The 16,820-nt window shown below is 59.5% G+C and carries 16 protein-coding genes; 3 read left to right on the forward strand and 13 right to left on the reverse strand.

From position 1 onward, the window contains the following. The 9 genes from SSPSH_RS01890 to aceE form a co-directional block, all read right to left on the reverse strand. A partial coding sequence (locus SSPSH_RS01890; RefSeq protein ID WP_021031299.1) for an MBL fold metallo-hydrolase occupies positions 1-810 on the reverse strand: 810 nt, incomplete at its 3' end. A gap of 379 nt (positions 811-1,189) precedes the next feature. Further along, the gene (locus tag SSPSH_RS01895) at positions 1,190-1,696 is read right to left on the reverse strand and encodes a hypothetical protein (protein ID WP_021031300.1); all 507 of its coding nucleotides are present in this window, start codon (positions 1,694-1,696) and stop codon (positions 1,190-1,192) included. Beyond that, the gene (locus SSPSH_RS18265; protein WP_006914450.1) at positions 1,693-2,223 is read right to left on the reverse strand and encodes a type II toxin-antitoxin system MqsA family antitoxin; all 531 of its coding nucleotides are present in this window, start codon (positions 2,221-2,223) and stop codon (positions 1,693-1,695) included. Before SSPSH_RS18265 ends, SSPSH_RS01895 begins: the two co-directional genes overlap by 4 nt. 937 nt (positions 2,224-3,160) lie before the next feature. Further along, positions 3,161-3,376, reverse strand: coding sequence for an addiction module protein (locus tag SSPSH_RS01900; RefSeq protein WP_006914448.1), 216 nt, complete (start codon positions 3,374-3,376; stop codon positions 3,161-3,163). A 145-nt stretch (positions 3,377-3,521) separates the two neighbouring features. Continuing rightward, entirely contained in the window at positions 3,522-5,426 is a 1,905-nt protein-coding gene (lpdA, locus tag SSPSH_RS01905) for a dihydrolipoyl dehydrogenase (RefSeq protein ID WP_006914447.1), read from the reverse strand. Positions 5,427-5,510: 84 nt separating this feature from the next. Then, positions 5,511-5,804, reverse strand: a complete 294-nt coding sequence (locus SSPSH_RS01910; RefSeq protein ID WP_006914446.1) for a type II toxin-antitoxin system RelE/ParE family toxin — start codon at positions 5,802-5,804, stop codon at positions 5,511-5,513. After that, positions 5,794-6,033, reverse strand: a complete 240-nt coding sequence (locus SSPSH_RS01915) for an addiction module protein (RefSeq protein ID WP_006914445.1) — start codon at positions 6,031-6,033, stop codon at positions 5,794-5,796. The genes SSPSH_RS01910 and SSPSH_RS01915 overlap by 11 nt, the downstream gene beginning before the upstream one ends. Positions 6,034-6,062: 29 nt before the next feature. Further along, positions 6,063-7,880 (reverse strand): dihydrolipoyllysine-residue acetyltransferase, encoded by a 1,818-nt coding sequence (aceF, locus tag SSPSH_RS01920; RefSeq protein WP_006914444.1) that lies wholly within the window; start codon positions 7,878-7,880, stop codon positions 6,063-6,065. A gap of 87 nt (positions 7,881-7,967) precedes the next feature. Beyond that, complete coding sequence (aceE, locus tag SSPSH_RS01925; protein WP_006914443.1) at positions 7,968-10,658, reverse strand: pyruvate dehydrogenase (acetyl-transferring), homodimeric type; 2,691 nt, start codon at positions 10,656-10,658, stop codon at positions 7,968-7,970. Positions 10,659-10,800: 142 nt separating this feature from the next. Between aceE and SSPSH_RS01930 the strand changes: the two genes are divergently transcribed. Then, positions 10,801-11,808: an amidoligase family protein gene (locus tag SSPSH_RS01930; RefSeq protein WP_040607322.1), complete on the forward strand. Its 1,008-nt coding sequence runs from the start codon at positions 10,801-10,803 to the stop codon at positions 11,806-11,808. Positions 11,809-11,816: 8 nt separating this feature from the next. Further along, positions 11,817-12,488 carry a gamma-glutamyl-gamma-aminobutyrate hydrolase family protein gene (locus SSPSH_RS01935; RefSeq protein ID WP_006914441.1) on the forward strand — a complete coding sequence of 224 codons (672 nt, stop codon included), beginning with the start codon at positions 11,817-11,819 and terminating at the stop codon, positions 12,486-12,488. Between the two features lie 75 nt (positions 12,489-12,563). Here SSPSH_RS01935 and SSPSH_RS01940 read toward each other — a convergent pair whose 3' ends face one another. Beyond that, positions 12,564-12,770 (reverse strand): CsbD family protein, encoded by a 207-nt coding sequence (locus tag SSPSH_RS01940; RefSeq protein WP_006914440.1) that lies wholly within the window; start codon positions 12,768-12,770, stop codon positions 12,564-12,566. A 76-nt stretch (positions 12,771-12,846) separates the two neighbouring features. Beyond that, complete coding sequence (locus SSPSH_RS01945; protein ID WP_006914439.1) at positions 12,847-13,707, reverse strand: formate/nitrite transporter family protein; 861 nt, start codon at positions 13,705-13,707, stop codon at positions 12,847-12,849. Between the two features lie 115 nt (positions 13,708-13,822). On the opposite strand from SSPSH_RS01945, the gene SSPSH_RS01950 reads away from it, so the two are divergent. Beyond that, positions 13,823-14,614, forward strand: a complete 792-nt coding sequence (locus tag SSPSH_RS01950; protein ID WP_006914438.1) for a glutaminyl-peptide cyclotransferase — start codon at positions 13,823-13,825, stop codon at positions 14,612-14,614. On the opposite strand, the gene SSPSH_RS01955 is transcribed toward SSPSH_RS01950, so the two are convergent. Next, complete coding sequence (locus SSPSH_RS01955) at positions 14,611-15,012, reverse strand: ectoine synthase (RefSeq protein ID WP_006914437.1); 402 nt, start codon at positions 15,010-15,012, stop codon at positions 14,611-14,613. The two genes, SSPSH_RS01950 and SSPSH_RS01955, sit on opposite strands and share 4 nt — an antisense overlap. A 449-nt stretch (positions 15,013-15,461) precedes the next feature. Next, positions 15,462-16,820 (reverse strand): tRNA uridine-5-carboxymethylaminomethyl(34) synthesis GTPase MnmE, encoded by a 1,359-nt coding sequence (mnmE, locus tag SSPSH_RS01965; RefSeq protein WP_006914436.1) that lies wholly within the window; start codon positions 16,818-16,820, stop codon positions 15,462-15,464.

The raw sequence follows: 16,820 nt of genomic DNA on the forward strand, positions 1-16,820 counted from the left end.
ATCCGGCGCGCCGGCGCCCGTGCTGCGCAGCACATGGTCGAGATCGAACCACAGCTCCTGGGCGCGATGAATCGCGAAACAGGGCGCGACCACTGGCCCGCCGCCGCGTGCGTCGCTGTCGGCGAACACCCCGGCCCAGGCGGCCTGGCGATCAGCGAACGATTTGTAGTGCTCCGGTCGGGCCGGTTCGGCGCCGCGGGTGGATTCCACCACCAGATAATCGACCGGGCCCGGCGTCTGCTGGCCGGCGAGCAGGGACTGATAGGGATTGGCCGGCGTGTTGCCGCCGATATCGCCACTGAAACAGATCGATCGCCGCGTGCTGGTACGGCTGCGCCAGGCAATGGTGACGGCGACCGCGCCCAGAATATGCGCGCTGCGATGCAAGGTCACCGCCACGCCGTGCAGCCGCATCGGCCGCGCGAATGCGAAATCCGCACGGCGATCCAGCGGCTGGAAATCGATCATCTCGACGTCGTTCGCGTCGTACTCGCGCGAGAACTTCGCGGCATCGAACAGGGCGATCCGCGTCATCTCAGCTGTGGCCTGCGTGCAATACACCGGCCCACGAAAACCCGCGCGATGCAGCTGCGGCAGCCGCCCACAGTGATCGCGGTGCGCGTGGGTAAGAAAGACACAGCTCAGATGCCGCGCATCGAAACCAAGCCGCGGCGCGCCGTCCGGGCGCTCCAGCTCGCGTTCGGCATGGGCACCGCAATCCACAAGCGCACGCAGCCCGAGGCGTGTATCCGTAAGCAGGCTGGCAGAACCCGTGACGCCGTCGGCCCCGCCAATGAAGGTCAATTCCATGACGTCATTATGCGGGGAGTGCGGTAGTCGGTTTCAGCGGCGCCGCTGCGTGCGTCATATCGGACTATGAGACGCCGAGAGCACTATGCCCGTAATCGAGCGTTTCAGCTACGCATCGGCAATCATTTAACTAAATTTCTGCACGATGCACGACGCGACGCTCAGCTCGCTATGAAGTCTGGACAGCGTTTCGAGCAGAAATAGCGATAGCGGGGCTCGAAATTATCGAGGGTATCTGACCCTATTCTCCACTCACTGTGTAGTAGAAGAATACTTCATTCCGCTGACGAGAGCAGAAAGCAAGAGCCTGCTTAGACTATCCATATAAAGCCGAACAATATAAACACGAGATAAAGCGATTCTAAAAAACCAATAATATTCACCCATCATCAGTCTGGAGCCTTTCAATATGGCTTTTATCGATATCTCGATTTTGGGCAAATTGAACAGTTTCTAAAGTTACTCTTGGCAAATGCATCCTGCAAGTTTGGCTATTTAAGAGCTCCCTCCAGTATGGCCAAACATGAAAACTAGAATTTTTCAAGCAAAACTCGTCTATACTTTCCTGCTCTATAGGGGAAGTTATTTTGTATTCTGAGATAAACTGCGACTCAATGATAGATTTAATGCTTGCGTCGCCATCATCAGTTTCAGCATCTATCCAACGAGCGCCAAGCCGAGTATAAACGCGGAGTAAAAGTTCTCCGTTTCCAGTTTCAAGCACAGAAGATTTCTCCACAACATGCATATGCTGGAATTCAAGCTTATCTAAATCATCTGCATCTTTTGGGTTAAAGCTGTTTTTATGCTCTGATATCAATTCAATCAGATAAACATCTAGTATCTTTAACGACTCGATAGCATCCTGTAACGCTTTGGTAATCATGCTGCATACCTAGGCGAATTCCCGTAATTATAAATATCCACTACCTTTGTAGTTTTTATTTTCTTTCCTACAGTGTGGGCCGATACGGTTTCCCATTTTCCTACTAATTGTTCTTCTAGTCCCGCCTTCCTAGCTAAATATTCGAAAACGCCCGGAACTTCAACAGATAGTCGAAGAATTCTATCCATAGACGACGATTGAAAAACATCGTCGTTCTCGTATTTTGAGAATGAAACCGGCCCGCCGCCAAACATCTCTGCAGCAATATCCTGAGTGATCTTTAGCTCGGCCCGTAGCGATCGAATCTCGGCGCCGGTTAAATAGCCATTAGCCTTTTTCTTTGCCGCAATCATATTGCGTTTATTCTGTTTTAACTGAGAAGCATCAGCCTGTTCGCTTCCGCATGTATCGCAGACAGAATGAAGATTCTCTATTCTATAAACTTCACCATTGAAATCGACTCGTCGATAAAACTTAAGAGACTTAAGCGTTCCTTCGCCACATATTGGACATATTTTGGTAGCCATATTAATTCTCAGATATTTGACAGGTGGCAAGATATTAGAAGTATCACTCGTCCGGTTTTAGCGATTGAGATTTTTAAATAATACTCAGTCTGTCTGAAGCTATTTATCGCCGGATACCACTCTCGGCGGCTCACGGAATATGCATCGCATGCCGCCCAACTATTGCTATTCCCTCGACACCACTCGGAACCTATGTACCGGCCTTTTGTTGTAGCTAGTTGAACCAGCTCGCTGAGGTCGGACCCGTCCAAACAAAGCTCGCCAACATCGCCTATGCATCTCTTGGTCCAAGGTATGGGAGCCCTTGCCTCGGACCCAACTGAAGCGGCAAGAATTTGGTCGGCTGTATAAATAGGACCATCGCGTATAGTGCGGTCGCCACCGTCGTCGGGTAGCGCTCCTTCTCCATAAAGGCTGACGACGGAAATTACCATGATGGTAACTTTGAGGCTTTATCGGCAGGTTTGCAACTTCGAATAGGCGCCAATTTGCTACAAGGGAATCGTTAGCCGGCTCGACCGCGCTGGTTTTGGCAGCGCTTCGACCCAGAGTCCGAGGTTTAGGTGGGCGCTTCTGCGGCCGTCTAGGAAGCCTAGTCAGCCGGAGCTAGCCCTCTGAGTTCTTCCTTTGACCGCTCTTCGTTATACCCACGAACCAGTACTCGCTCCGGCCGCTGGCGTAGACGCGCCACACCCACTGACCGTAATCGAACCCTCGCCATGCTTGTTGATAAGCCCGTATGGGAAACGGTTTACAAGACAGCGGCGGGTACGGCGACCCACCGGTGAATAGGCGTCCGGGAATTGCTGGATGCGTGCTAGCGTCTCGCGCACGGCTTGGCGGAACTGCTGGCCAAGGCCTGGAAGCTGCTGCTCGTAGTAATCGACAGGGTCATCAAACTCGGCTTCCGCAGCCTCGTAGAAATGGACTTGCGAGGCTAGTCGTATTTGCCGAATACCTGTGACGCGGGAACGGACTTCATCTCGCCCCGCTCGGCCGCGTCGATGCGCGCCTCCGCTTCCTCGGCCCACAGTCGGTCGAGTTCTGGATCAGGCTTGTCGAGGCTCGATAGCAGTTCTTCGACCAGGGCCGCACGCTCGGCGGGCGACAATGTCAGGGCGTCGTCCAGGATTTTATCGACAGTCGCGCTCATGGTTGCGGCTCGTTCGTTCCAAGATCCAAGACTAGAACCTGCCGAGCGGCGAGTAAACGCATATCGGTTCGCCGGACTGCTTGGGCCGGATACGAAAAAGGCCGGCGCAATGGCCGGCCTTTCGAAAGTTCCACAAGGAACTAGGCTACTTCTTCTTCGGAATATACAAATCCGTGAGCGTGCCCGCCGCGGCCTCGGCGGCCATGCCGACCGTCTCCGACAGGGTCGGATGCGGATGGATGGTGAGGCCGATGTCGTGCGCGTCGCAGCCCATTTCGATGGCCAGGCCCAGTTCGGCGATGAGTTCGCCGGCACCGGGGCCGACGGCGCCGGCGCCGATGGCGCGGCCGGTTTCCTTGTCGAACAGGATCTTGGTGTTGCCTTCCGAGGTGCCCATGCCGAGGGCGCGGCCGCTAGCGGCCCAGGGGAAGGCGCCCTTCTCGTATTCGATACCGTCTTTCTTGGCCTGGGTTTCGGTGACGCCGGTCCAGGCGACTTCCGGGTCTGTATAGACCACGGAGGGAATAACCTTGGCATCGAAGGCGGCTTTTTCGCCGGCACAGCATTCGGCCGCGACCTTGCCCTGATGGGTGGCACGGTGGGCGAGCTGCGGTTCGCCGGAGACGTCACCGATGGCGAAGATGTTGTCCACGCTGGTGCGGCACTGCTTGTCGATGGTGATGAAGCCGCGCTCGTCCACCTTCACGCCGACGTTCTCGGCGCCGATCTTCTTGCCGTTGGGCTTGCGGCCGATGGCGGCGAGCACGCGGTCGTATTCCTTGCTCTCGGGGGCGTCCTTGCCTTCGAAGCTGGCTTTAAGGGACTTCTTGCCGGCCTTGATGCCGGTGACCTTGGTGCCGGTCCAGATATTGCCGCAGCGGCTGCTCATGCGTTTTTGGAGCGGCTTGACCAGGTCGCGGTCGGCGCCGGGGATGAGCGTGTCGGTCATCTCGACGATGTCGACATCTGTGCCGTGGGCGGCATAGACGTTGGCCAGTTCCAGGCCGATGATGCCGCCGCCGATCACGAGCAGCGATTTCGGGATTTCGTCCGGCGACAGGGCGGCTTCGGAATCCCAGATGCGGTCGTCTTCGGGCCAGTCGGGCAGGATGACCGGCTCGGAGCCGACGGCGATGATGCAGTTGTTGAAGCTGATCTCGCTGGTTTCGCCATCGCCATGACTATCGCCTTCGATGGAGAGCGTGTGTTCGTCCTTGAAGGTGCCCGTGCCGGTGACGACGTTTACCTTGCGCTTGGAGGCCATGGACTTGAGGCCGCCGGTGAGCTTGTCGATAACCGACTGCTTGAACTCCATGAGCTTGGGCAGCTCGATCTTGGGCTTGCCGAAGGACACGCCGTGGTTGGCCATGTCGGCGGCGTCCTCGATGACCTTGGCGGAATGCAGAAGGGCCTTGGAGGGAATGCAGCCGATGTTCAGGCAGACACCGCCGAGCACGCTGTGGCGTTCGACCAGGGTGACGTTCAGGCCCATGTCTGCAGCACGAAACGCTGCGGTATAGCCGCCGGGGCCGGAACCGAGCACCAGCACGTCGCAGTCGTAGCCGTGGTCTTTCTTCGGCGCGGACTTCGACTGGCTTTCTTTTTGACTCTTTTCGCCGCTCTTGGCGTCTTTTTCTTTGCCTTTCGACGACGATTTCTTCTTTTCACCGCCTTTCGATTGCTTCTTCTCGCGCTCTTCGGCGTCCTCGGCCTGCTTCTGGTTGGCGGCCTTTTCTTCCTTTTCGGCGTCGTCGGCCTTGGCGTCGGCCTTGGCGTCGGCCTTGTCGTCTTCGCCCTCGTCGTCGCTGCCGCTATCGGCGGCTTCGAGCAGGGCGATGACGTCGCCTTCGGAGACCTTGTCGCCTTCCTTGACCTTCATCTCCGTGATCTTGCCGGCCGCGGACGAGGGCACTTCCAGCGTGGCCTTATCCGATTCCAGCGTGATCAGCGCCTGTTCTTCCTCCACCTCGTCGCCCGCGGCGACCAGTACTTCGATGACCTCGACTTCGTCGAAGTCGCCAATGTCCGGAACCTTGATTTCCTGCGCCATGGTTTGTCCTGTCTCGATTCTCTATTCCAGACCGTCGGGCATTCGATCGACACTCTGGGTAATGTTTTCAGTTGCGCCTAACGATCAAAAACGACGCTGCAGCCAATATCCGGGGAGACGGCGATCATGCGCGACAGCCACTACAAAAACCGTCTGATCATCAATGAAGTAGAACAGCGATTGCGGGAATCGGCGCATGGCGAACCGTCGATAAACGTCGCGCCAGACAGGCGCTATCTCGGGCGATTCAGCGACAAGATTCAATGTGCTATCGAACGTCCGAAGATAGACGACGCCAAGGCCGGCTGCTTCGTACTCGTAATAGGCCGCCTGCTCGTTGAGTTCATACTCTGCTTCCGGATGAATTTCAACGTCCATCTTGCAAACGCGCGTAAGCGTCGGCCATCACCTCTGCGGCAGCGCGGGTTTTAACTTTCCCATCCCGTATTTCCTGCCGACGACGCTTGATTGTCTTCAACCAGGCGTCGTCCACGTCCGATTCATGGTCGCCGTCGGCATCGGCCAGCAAATTCCGAACTAGCCGATACTTGTCAGACGTTTCCAGTTGGCTGGCTTCACGCTGCAGATCTTCGACTGACTTGCCCATAGCGCCTCCAAGAGCTCGCGTTCTCTATCCTAGAGTAGCAACGTCCGAAGATCCGATAGCTTCTCACTCAGGAAGCCCGTAATCCTCGCCGCCTTGGCCCCGTCGATCACGCGGTGATCGTAGGAGAACGACAACGGCAGAATCAGGCGCGGCTCGAACTCGGAGCCGTTCCAGACCGGCTGCATGCTGTGCTTGGATACACCCAGAATGCCGACCTCGGGGGAGTTCACGATGGGCGTGAATGCCGTACCGCCCACACCGCCGAGGCTGGAGATCGAGAAGCAGGCGCCTTTCATGTCGTCGCCCTTGATCTTGCCTTCGCGGGCCCGGGTGGATACGTCGTCCAGGTCGCGGGCGATCTCGTAGATGCCTTTCTTGTCGACATCCTTGACCACCGGCATGAGCAGGCCGTTGGGCGTGTCGACCGCTACGGCGATATTCACGTATTTCTTGTGAACCAGATGCTCGCCGTCGGCGGTGAGCGAACTGTTCAAGTCCGGGAAGGCCTTCAATGCCGCCGCGGAGGCTTTCAGCAGGAACGCCAGCGGCGTGAGCTTGACGCCCTCGGCCTTGGCTTTTTCCTTGTTGGCCTGACGGAAGTCTTCCAGGTCGGTGATATCGGCATTGTCGAACTGGGTGACATGCGGAATGAGCAGCCAGTTCTTGTGTACGGCCTTGGCCGACATCTTGCGAATACGGGCCAGCTCCACGGTCTCGACTTCGCCGAACTGGCTGAAGTCGATATCCGGCTGGGCGGGTACGCTGCCACCACCGCCGGCCGGGGCCGAAGCACCGCCGCCGCTCTGCGCCTGCGACAGGGCTTTCTTCACATAGGACTGGACGTCTTCGACAGTGATTCGGCCTTTGCGGCCCGAGCCGTCCACATGGCCGAGGTCGGCGCCGAGTTCGCGCGCGTACTTGCGCACGCTCGGCGAAGCATGGGCCTTGCCAAAGCGCTCTTCGTCGACGTTTTCCAGCTTGGAGGAATCGCCGCTGTCGTCTTTCGCGGCCTGTTTCTTCGGCGCGTCGTCCTTCTTCGACGACTTGTCTTCGGACTTCTTCTTGCCCGCCTTGTCGTCTTTCTTGTCGGACTTGTTGTCCTTCTTGGCGCGGTCGCCGTCGCCGGATTTCTTGCTCGACGCCTTGTCCTGCTTGGACGACTTCTTCTTGTCGCCGCCGGAGGACTCGCCGCCGGCTTTTTCCAGCATGGCGATGACATCGCCTTCGGAGACGGTATCGCCTTCCGAGACCTTCATTTCCGTGATCTTGCCGGCCGCGGATGAGGGCACTTCCAGGGTGGCCTTGTCCGATTCCAGCGTGATGAGCGGCTGTTCTTCCTCGACCTCGTCGCCCTCGGCAACCAGCACTTCGATGACTTCGACGGCGTCGAAATCGCCGATATCGGGGACTTTTACCTCGATGGTTTCGCCGCCAGCGTCTTCGTCGTCGGTATCGTCTTCTTGCGCGTCGGCCGATTCATCGGCATCGCTGTCGTCGTTCTGTTCTTCCGCGTCGTCTTCGGACTCATCGCCGTCGTCGGCGGCGTCGTCGCCGGCTTCGGCGTCATCCGCTTCGCCGTCGTCGTCATCATCCGAATCGTCGTCTTCGTCGGCTGCTTCCACAAGCGCGATCACATCGCCCTCGGAGACGTTATCGCCTTCCGAGACTTTCATTTCCGTGATCTTGCCGGCAATGGTGGAAGGCACCTCGAGGGTCGCCTTGTCCGATTCTAGGGTGATGAGCGGCTGTTCCTGCTCGATCGTGTCGCCTTTGGACACCAGTACTTCGATGACTTCGACCGAGTCGAAGTCGCCGATATCCGGGACCTTGATTTCCTGCGCCGCCATAAAGCGTTTCCTTGGCTGCTGGCGTAACGGCTGACCGCCGTTACGCCGTGTCTATCGTTGCTGCCTGCCCGACAATCGCGAGCGCGATCAGTGCGTGATCGGCTCCGGCTTGTCCGGGTCGATACCGTACTTGCGGATGGCTTCGCCCACGACCTTGCGTTCGATCTTGTCTTCGTCGGCGAGTGCCTTGAGAGCACAGACCGTGATCCAGCGGCGGTCGACCTCGAAGAACTCGCGCAGCGCTTCGCGCGTGTCCGAACGACCATAACCGTCGGTACCGAGGGTATGGAACGCCACCGGGATATAGGGGCGAATCATCTCCGGCAGGCCACGCACATAATCGGTGGCGGCAATCGCCGGGCCCTTGGCATCGGCGAACTTCTTCGCCACGAAGCTTTGTTTGGGCTCTTCCTCCGGATGCAGCATGTTCCAGCGCTCGACCGACGCGCCATCGCGCTTGAGCTGGGTGAAGCTCGGCGCGCTCCAGACCGTGGTGCCCACGTCGAATTCGTTTTCGAGCATGTCGGCGGCGGCGATCACTTCATGCAGGATCGTGCCCGAGCCGAGCAGGTTGACCTGCAGGTCCTTGTCCGCGCCGGACTGCGAGAACTGATACATGCCGGCGATGATGTCGTCTTCCACGCCTTCCGGCATCGCCGGATGGGCATAGTTCTCGTTCATCATCGTGAGGTAGTAGTAGACGTCGCGCTGTTCTTCGAACATCTCGACCAGGCCACGGTGCATGATCACGGCCATCTCGTAGGAGAAGGTCGGGTCATAGGCACGGCAGTTGGGCACACAGTCGAACAGCACGTGCGAGTGGCCGTCCTGATGCTGGAGGCCTTCACCGTTGATGGTGGTTCGACCGGCGGTGCCGCCCAGCAAAAAGCCGCGAGCACGCATGTCGCCGGCAGCCCAGCAGAAGTCGCCCACGCGCTGGAAGCCGAACATCGAATAGAAGGCATAGAACGGAATCATCGTCTTGCCGTGATTCGAATAGGCCGTGGCCGCCGCGATGAACGACGACATGGCGCCGGCTTCGGTAATGCCTTCCTCGAGAATCTGGCCCTTGACCGATTCCTTGTAGAAGGCGAGCTGGTCCGAATCCTCGGGGACGAACAGCTGGCCGACCGGCGAGTAGATACCCAGGCTACGGAACATGCCTTCCATGCCGAAGGTACGTGCCTCGTCCGGAATGATCGGGACGATACGGTCCTTGATGTTCTTGTCGCGGGTGAGGATCTGCAGGATGCGCGTGAACACCATGGTGGTGGCCATTTCGCGCTCGCCGGAGCCCTGCAGCAGCTTGTCGAAGGCGGAAAGCTCGGGAATCTGGAGCTTGTCGCCTTCGGTACGCCGCTGCGGCAGATAGCCGCCCAGTTCCTTGCGCCGGGCCTTGAGATACTGGATCTCTTCGGAGTCTTCATCCGGCTTGTAGAAGGGCGCGTCGGCGATCTTGTCGTCGTCGACCGGAATTTCGAAGCGATCGCGGAATTCCTTGAGCGCGTCTTCGCCCATCTTCTTCTGCTGATGGGTGATGTTCTGACCTTCGCCAGCCTCGCCCATGCCGTAACCCTTGACCGTCTTGGCCAGAATCACGGTCGGCCGCCCGTTCTTGTTGTTCACGGCGGCGTGATAGGCCGCGAACACCTTGTGCGGGTCGTGGCCGCCGCGGTTGAGGCGGCGGATGTCCTCGTCGGACATCGAGGCGACCATTTCCTTGAGCTCCGGATACTTGCCGAAGAAATTTTCGCGGGTATAGTCGCCACCGTTGGCCTTGAACGCCTGGTATTCGCCGTCGACGGTTTCGTTCATCAGCTCGACGAGCTTGCCGTCGTGGTCCTGGGCCAGCAGGCCATCCCAGAGCGCGCCCCAGATGACCTTAATGACGTTCCAGCCGGCACCACGGAACGAGCCTTCGAGCTCGTTGATGATCTTGGAGTCGCCGCGTACCGGCCCGTCCAGGCGCTGCAGGTTGCAGTTGACCACGAAGATGAGGTTATCCAGGCCTTCGCGGGCCGCGATATCGATCGCGCCCATGGATTCGGGCTCGTCCATCTCGCCGTCGCCACAGAAGCACCAGACGTGGCGGCCTTCGTTGTCTTCGATGCCGCGATCCTGCATGTAGCGCATGAAGCGCGCCTGGTAGATCGCGTTGATCGGGCCGATGCCCATCGACACCGTCGCGAACTGCCAGTAGTCCGGCATCAGCCAGGCGTGCGGATAGCTCGACAGGCCCTTGCCGGTGGATTCGGCGCGGAAGTTGTAGAGCTGGTCTTCGTTGATCCGTCCTTCAAGATAAGAGCGCGCATAGATACCCGGCGCAGAATGGCCCTGGATATACACCAGATCGCCGCCATGATCGTCGCTGGGCGCATGCCAGAAGTGGTTGAAGCCCACTTCATAGAGCGTGGCCGCCGAGGCATAGCTGGCGATATGCCCGCCGACGCCTTCGTGGTGACGGTTGGCCTGTACGACCATGGCCATCGCATTCCAGCGGATGATCGAACGAATACGCCACTCGATGGCTGGATCGCCGGGCGAGCGTTCTTCCAGATGCGGCGGGATCGTATTGATATACGCCGTATTCGGCGAATACGGAATATAGGCACCCGAACGGCGGGAACGCTCGATGAGCATTTCCAGCAGATAGTGGGCCCGTTCCGGACCTTCGATCTCGATAACGGCATCGAGTGCGTCGCGCCATTCGGCGGATTCCTGCGGATCGACGTCTTCGACGTCGTCGGCGTGCTCGGGGTGCGGGCTCGCCTGGGCCATAAGGCGCTCCTTGAAAATAGGTCGATTGAAGACAGTCTGAAACCGATACTACGCCCGCATTTCCAGGCGAGACAACTGGCCGTGCTCCGGTATGGATGGCATGCTTTCAGCCTTTCTCGATTATGCTGCGTTGCACTATAGAATGACCACCCCCGACGCCGCCGCGGCAAAGCCCCCGTTGCGCCTGCCATCACGCCGCCATACGGTATCGAACGGTGAGCGTCGTGTCGGGGTGGAACTTGAATTTACCGGACTGTCGATCGAGCGTATCGGCGAGATCGTTCACCACGCGCTCGGCGGCGAAATCCGCCCGCACAGCGCATACGAATACACCGTGGCGAATACGCCATTGGGCGATTTTGCCATCGAGCTCGACTATGCGTTCTTGAAAGAGCGCGGCCGGCGCGAAAGCCAGCCGGGCCTGCTCGATGAAATCGAACGCGTCTCTGAAGACGTGCTGGGGGCGGTCGCCAAACGGGTGGTGCCGTTCGAAATCGTCGGCCCGCCAATCGCCATCAGCGAACTACATGCCATAAACCCGCTGATCGCCGCATTGCGCGAAGCAGGCGCGCGCGGCACGAGCCAGTCGGCGATCTATGCCTTCGGGCTGCATCTCAACCCCGAGCTGCCGGATCTGGAAACCGACACGCTGCTGGGTTATATCCGCGCCTTCGCGGTCGCCTTCGACTGGCTCAAACGGGTGAGCGAAATCGATATCAGCCGGCGCGTCTTCCCGTATATCCAGCCGTACACCAAGGCCTATGTACGCAAGGTGTGCGACCCGGCCTATGCGCCGACGCGCGATCAGCTCATCGACGATTACCTGGTCGAAAACGCCAGCCGAAACCGTGCGCTGGATATGCTGCCGGTGTTCGCCTATCTCGATGAAGCGCGTATTCGCGCCGCGGTTTCCGACGGACTGATCAAGGCGCGGCCGACGCTGCACTATCGTCTGCCCAATTGCGAAATCGAGCAGCCGGGCTGGGATTTGCATCCGGCCTGGAACCATTGGCTGGTAATCGAGGAACTGGCAGCCGACCCCGCGCGCCTGCGTGAGATATGTGTCGACTACTGCGAAACACTCGACCGGCCGTTCGGCGACTGGTTCGGCCGCTGGAGTCACGTGTTCGAACAGTACCTGCAGCGCTGAACGCCGATATGGCGCGCGTTCGACCTACAATCGCCGTAACGGGCAAGGCCAGCCGTTGGGCGCCGGGCTGGTGGGCTGCATGGCTTGCTATCGCGCTTGCCGGCGGCCGGGCCGTGCGTGCCACACCGCGCCATCCCATGCCCAAGCCTATCGACGGCCTGTTGATCGGCGGCGGTGACGATATCGCCACCGATCTCTACGGGGCGAGTGCGGCCTACGACAACACGGCCGATCGTGCCCGCGATGCGTTTGAACTGGCAGGCATCAAACAAGCCTTGGCCGAGCACAAGCCCGTGCTCGGCATTTGTCGCGGTGCGCAACTGATCAATGTTGCCGCAGGCGGCACGCTATACAGCGATATCAGCAATCTGCGCCGCTCGACATCGAACCGCGTGAATGTCTTGCCGTGCAAACCCGTCGCTATCAAGCGCCGGTCGCGGTTGGCCGCCGTCTTCGGTGACCGCCGCCTGCGCGTGAACAGTTTGCATCATCAGGCCGTGCATACACTCGGGCGCCAAGTCGTTGCCACCGCTCGCGATGCCGATGGCTTCGTGCAGGCGATTGAAGCGTGCGACGCGCGTTTCGTGATAGGCGTGCAATGGCACCCGGAATATCTGTGTTATCAGCGCGCCCAGCGCCGGCTGTTTCGAGCGCTGGTCGAGGCCTGCCGCGGCGGCTGACCCGCCGTCGAGCGCATTATCGCCGCTCATAAAAAAGGCCGCCCCATGAGGACGGCCTTTTTCAGCGGCATGACGCTAGAGATATTTTCGCTCGAATTCCTTGAGCATCTCTTCCGCTTTTTCCTTGCTCTCGCCGTACTTCTCCTGGACCTTGCCCAGCATGTTCTGGCGTTTGCCCTGGGTTTCTTCAACTTCGTCGTCGGTCAGACGGCCGAAATGCTCGCGGGCCTTACCCTTGACGCGATCCCAGCGGCCTTCCCATTTGTCGTCGGATTCTGCCATGACAGATTTTCCGTTTGAGTGGTGATCCGACTATACCGCATTGCAGCGACTTTGCCAGCCACCACTGAAAGCGTTATCAATCGCCCTTGTCGACGTCGCTGTCGTCGCGTTCGGAATCGCTATAGGCCACCTGGGCATAGTTGACCGCGGCCACCATGGCCACGCCACCGAGCACGTTGCCAAGAATGGTCGGCACGAAGAACACGCTGAAGAACTCCATCATGCCGTGGCCGCCGGTGAACACGCCATAGAGGGCGGCGACAGAGCCAGCAATGATGTGCGGGAAATGTGCCAGGCCTATCACATAGGTGACCAGGATGATTACGCCCACGCGCGCGGTTTCGGCGAACGGCATCAGCCAGAGCATGAGCGCGACCAGCCAGCCGGCGAATATGGCGCGCACGAACATGGTGGCAAAGCCGTTTTCGTATTCCTTGGCGGCGATCGATGCCAGGGCGCCATTGATCTTGGGGTCGAGTACGTCGAAGTACGACATCATGAACGCAAAGATCGCTGTGCCGACGATATTGGCGATGAGCACCACGACCCAGAGATTGGCCGTACGCAAGATCGTAGACAGCCGGCGTACACGCAAGACTTCAAGTACCGGCGTAAGCGTATTCTCGGTAAACAGCTGCTGGCGCCCGAGAATGACGAACAGAAAGCCGATCGAGTAACCGAAGCTGGCAATGATCGGGCGCCAGGCCGATTCCGGCGTATAGCTATAGAGTAGGGCCTGGGCGATGAACGAAAACCCCATTGACAGACCGGCCGCCAGCGCGGAGAACGCCAGCCCGGTCAATGGGCGGGTCAGTTCAGATTCGGCTTCACGCCGGATCGCTTCGTAGACTACCGCAGCGCTCGGCGCTTCGCGACGGCGTGCATCCCGCTTCTGACTGGAATCGAGATCGTGTTCTGTGTGTTGCTGTTCGGCCATGCTTGGCGTTTTCCGTAGCGGTGGTCAGTCATCAATGATATGCGCTTTTCATAGCTTGCAACGGCCTCGCCGACACAAACTCGCGCGATTTAATTGTGCGTCATATCATCGAGTAATGCCTCGTTTTTTTTTGCTGCTGGCGGTAATCCTCACGGCCCTGCTTTCGACCGCCTGTCCGGCCCAGACAGCGGCCACGAATACGGCACGTATCGCTGCCCAGCTCCCGCATGATGCATCTGCCTTCACCCAGGGCCTGCTGTTTTATGACGGGGCGCTGTTCGAAAGCACGGGCAAGTATGGACACTCCCGGCTACGGCGTGTGAACCCCGATACCGGAGCGATTGACCGGCAAATCAGCCTGCCACGCCGCTATTTCGGAGAAGGGCTGGCACGCGTCGATGACCGGTTGTTCTGGCTGACCTGGCGCGCCGGTCGGGCATTCGTACTCGATGCGAACACATTCGAACAGCTGGGCACGCGCCGTTACGACGGCGAAGGCTGGGGCCTGACATACGACGGCCACCACCTGATCATGAGCGATGGCAGTGCCACGTTGCGGGTACTTGATCCGGCCGATTTCACCGTGGTCCGACGTATCGATGTGCATGACCACGATCGCGCCGTCGACAAGCTCAACGAACTGGAATATATCGACGGCGAGATCTGGGCCAATATCTGGTATTCGGACCGTATTGCGCGGATCGACCCGGACAGCGGCGACGTCGTGGCCTGGCTCGATGCCCGCGCGCTGCGCGACGCCGTGGCCGGCAGCGACGATATCAATGTGCTCAACGGCATTGCCTGGGATGCCGAAGCAGAGCGCGTCTATCTCACCGGCAAGTACTGGCCGACGCTTTTCATAATCGAGCGGCCCGGCCGCGAAGCGTCGACCGGGGAGGCACGTTAGCGCTGGAGCACGCTGCCGTCGTCGTCGAGCAACGCATAGCTGCCCTGTTCGTCGTGATCTTCGGGGCCGACCAGCGATGGCGAAAAGCAGCACAGCACGGTCATGCCTTTTTCGCTGGAGAGAATATGCTGCTGGTGCTTGTCCAGCGCGTAGAGCACGCCGGGCTTGAGATCCCACTTGCCGCCTTCGGTGAGGTCCTCGATCTGGCCTTCACCCTCAATACAGATCACGGTTTCCTTGTGGTTTTTGTACCACATGTGCAATGCACAGCCGGGTTTGACGTAGGTTTCGTGGAAGGAATGCCCCATGCCGTCGGCACGCAGCGTGTAGCGGCGGCTAATGAACTTTTCTTCGTCGACCGCCGTTTTTTCGGCGTCTTCGTGATCTCGTACGATCATCGTTGTACTCCTGGTTTGAACCGATCGATCGCCCAGGCACCGCGAAGCGCCGGGCTTTTCAGAGGGCGCACACGGTAACGATGTCGAAACGCACGAAGAATCCGGCCAAGTACGGACGCGCTCGTTCCCAAAGTGTCCGCACTGGCACGGGCTCAGACGCCCACATAAGGTTCAAGTAGATCGCGCTTCGCGAACGCGCCGCTTTTCACCGAGGGAGGTATATCAGCGAACGTACAGACCGGGCCATGTTCGGGTTGGTGTTGAATCAGCGCACGGTCGAGTGCATCCGTGCTGAAAAGCCCATGGCGCCAGTGATATCGAGAAAGGAACGGATCGTGGCGTGCCCCCAGCACATCAATAGGAGCCGAGTGACAAGGAAAATGGTCGCGCTATCTCTACCGGGCATGACGTATGCCCTGATGTTCGCACGGCTCAATCGGGGCGCGTACCTACTTGCCGATACAAAAGCTCGAGAAGATAGCGCCAAGCAGGTCGTCGCTAGTGAAGGCGCCCGTAATCTCGCCCAACGCGTTCTGCGCGGTTCGTAGTTCCTCCGCCAGCAACTCGCCGGCCGCGTCGACAACCAGCCGTTCATGGCCGATCTCCAGCGCGGCATCCGCCCGCGAGAGAGCATCCAGATGACGGCGCCGCGCCACAAACGCCGGCGTGGCGTCTTCGTTCATTCCCGCGGCCTGTTTCAAATGGGCAGCCAGCGCGTCGAAACCGGCGCCGGTAGTTGCCGACACGCCGATATGTTCGTAATCCTGGCCGCGACGCAGGCCAGCCGGTGCGCCGCTGAGATCAATCTTGTTGGCGACCACGGTTACCGGGCATCGATTGCCGATTTCGGCCAACAGGGCCTGCTCATCGCAACCTAATCCGGACGTATCGTCGACGACCAGCAGCACGTGATCGGCATGTTCGATCTCGGCCTTGGCGCGACGTACGCCTTCCGCCTCGATCGGATCGGCCGTTTCGCGCAGGCCGGCGGTATCCACGAGCGTTAACGGCAGACCATCGATCGAGAGTTGTTCATGCAACACGTCCCGCGTGGTGCCCGCGATATCGGTGACAATCGCCGTATCGCGCCGCGCCAGGCGATTGAGCAGGCTCGACTTGCCAACGTTGGGCGCGCCGAGAATGACCAGACGTAGGCCTTCTCGCAGGCTGGCCCCCTGGGCTGCCTGGCCACGCAACGTCTCCAATCGCTGTCTTATCGCGTTCAGCCGGCGCTCGATCTCGCCGTCGCCGAGGAAATCGATATCGTCCTCGTCGGGAAAATCGATAGCGCCTTCGGTATACACCCGCAGCTCGATGAGCGCTTCGACCAGTGCGTTCACCTCGCGTGAAAACACACCTTCAAGCGAGCGCATGGCCGCGCGTGCCGCAGCGCTGCTGCCGGCATCGATGGTGTCGGCAATCGCTTCGGCCTGATCGAGGCTCAACTTGTCGTTGATAAAAGCCCGCCGCGAAAATTCGCCGGCTTCGGCCAGACGAACGCCGAGTTCGAGCAGGCGTGCGAGCAGCATGTCGACAAGCACCGGACTACCATGGCCTTGGAGCTCAAGCACGTGCTCGCCGGTAAACGAGGCCGGGGCAGCAAAATACAGGGCAACGCCACGATCGATGGCCACACCATCCGCATCGACAAACGCACACACACGCGCCTGGCGCGGCGATGGCAGCCCGCCGATCAGGGCAGCGGCGATCTCCGGTACTCGTGAGCCGGAGATACGGACAACCGCAACGCCCGCCCGGCCCGCGCCGCTGGCGAGCGCGGCGACGGTATCGTCGGCCGAGCTCGTCAT

Source organism: Salinisphaera shabanensis E1L3A (genome assembly GCF_000215955.2).
GTDB classification, from domain to species: domain Bacteria; phylum Pseudomonadota; class Gammaproteobacteria; order Nevskiales; family Salinisphaeraceae; genus Salinisphaera; species Salinisphaera shabanensis.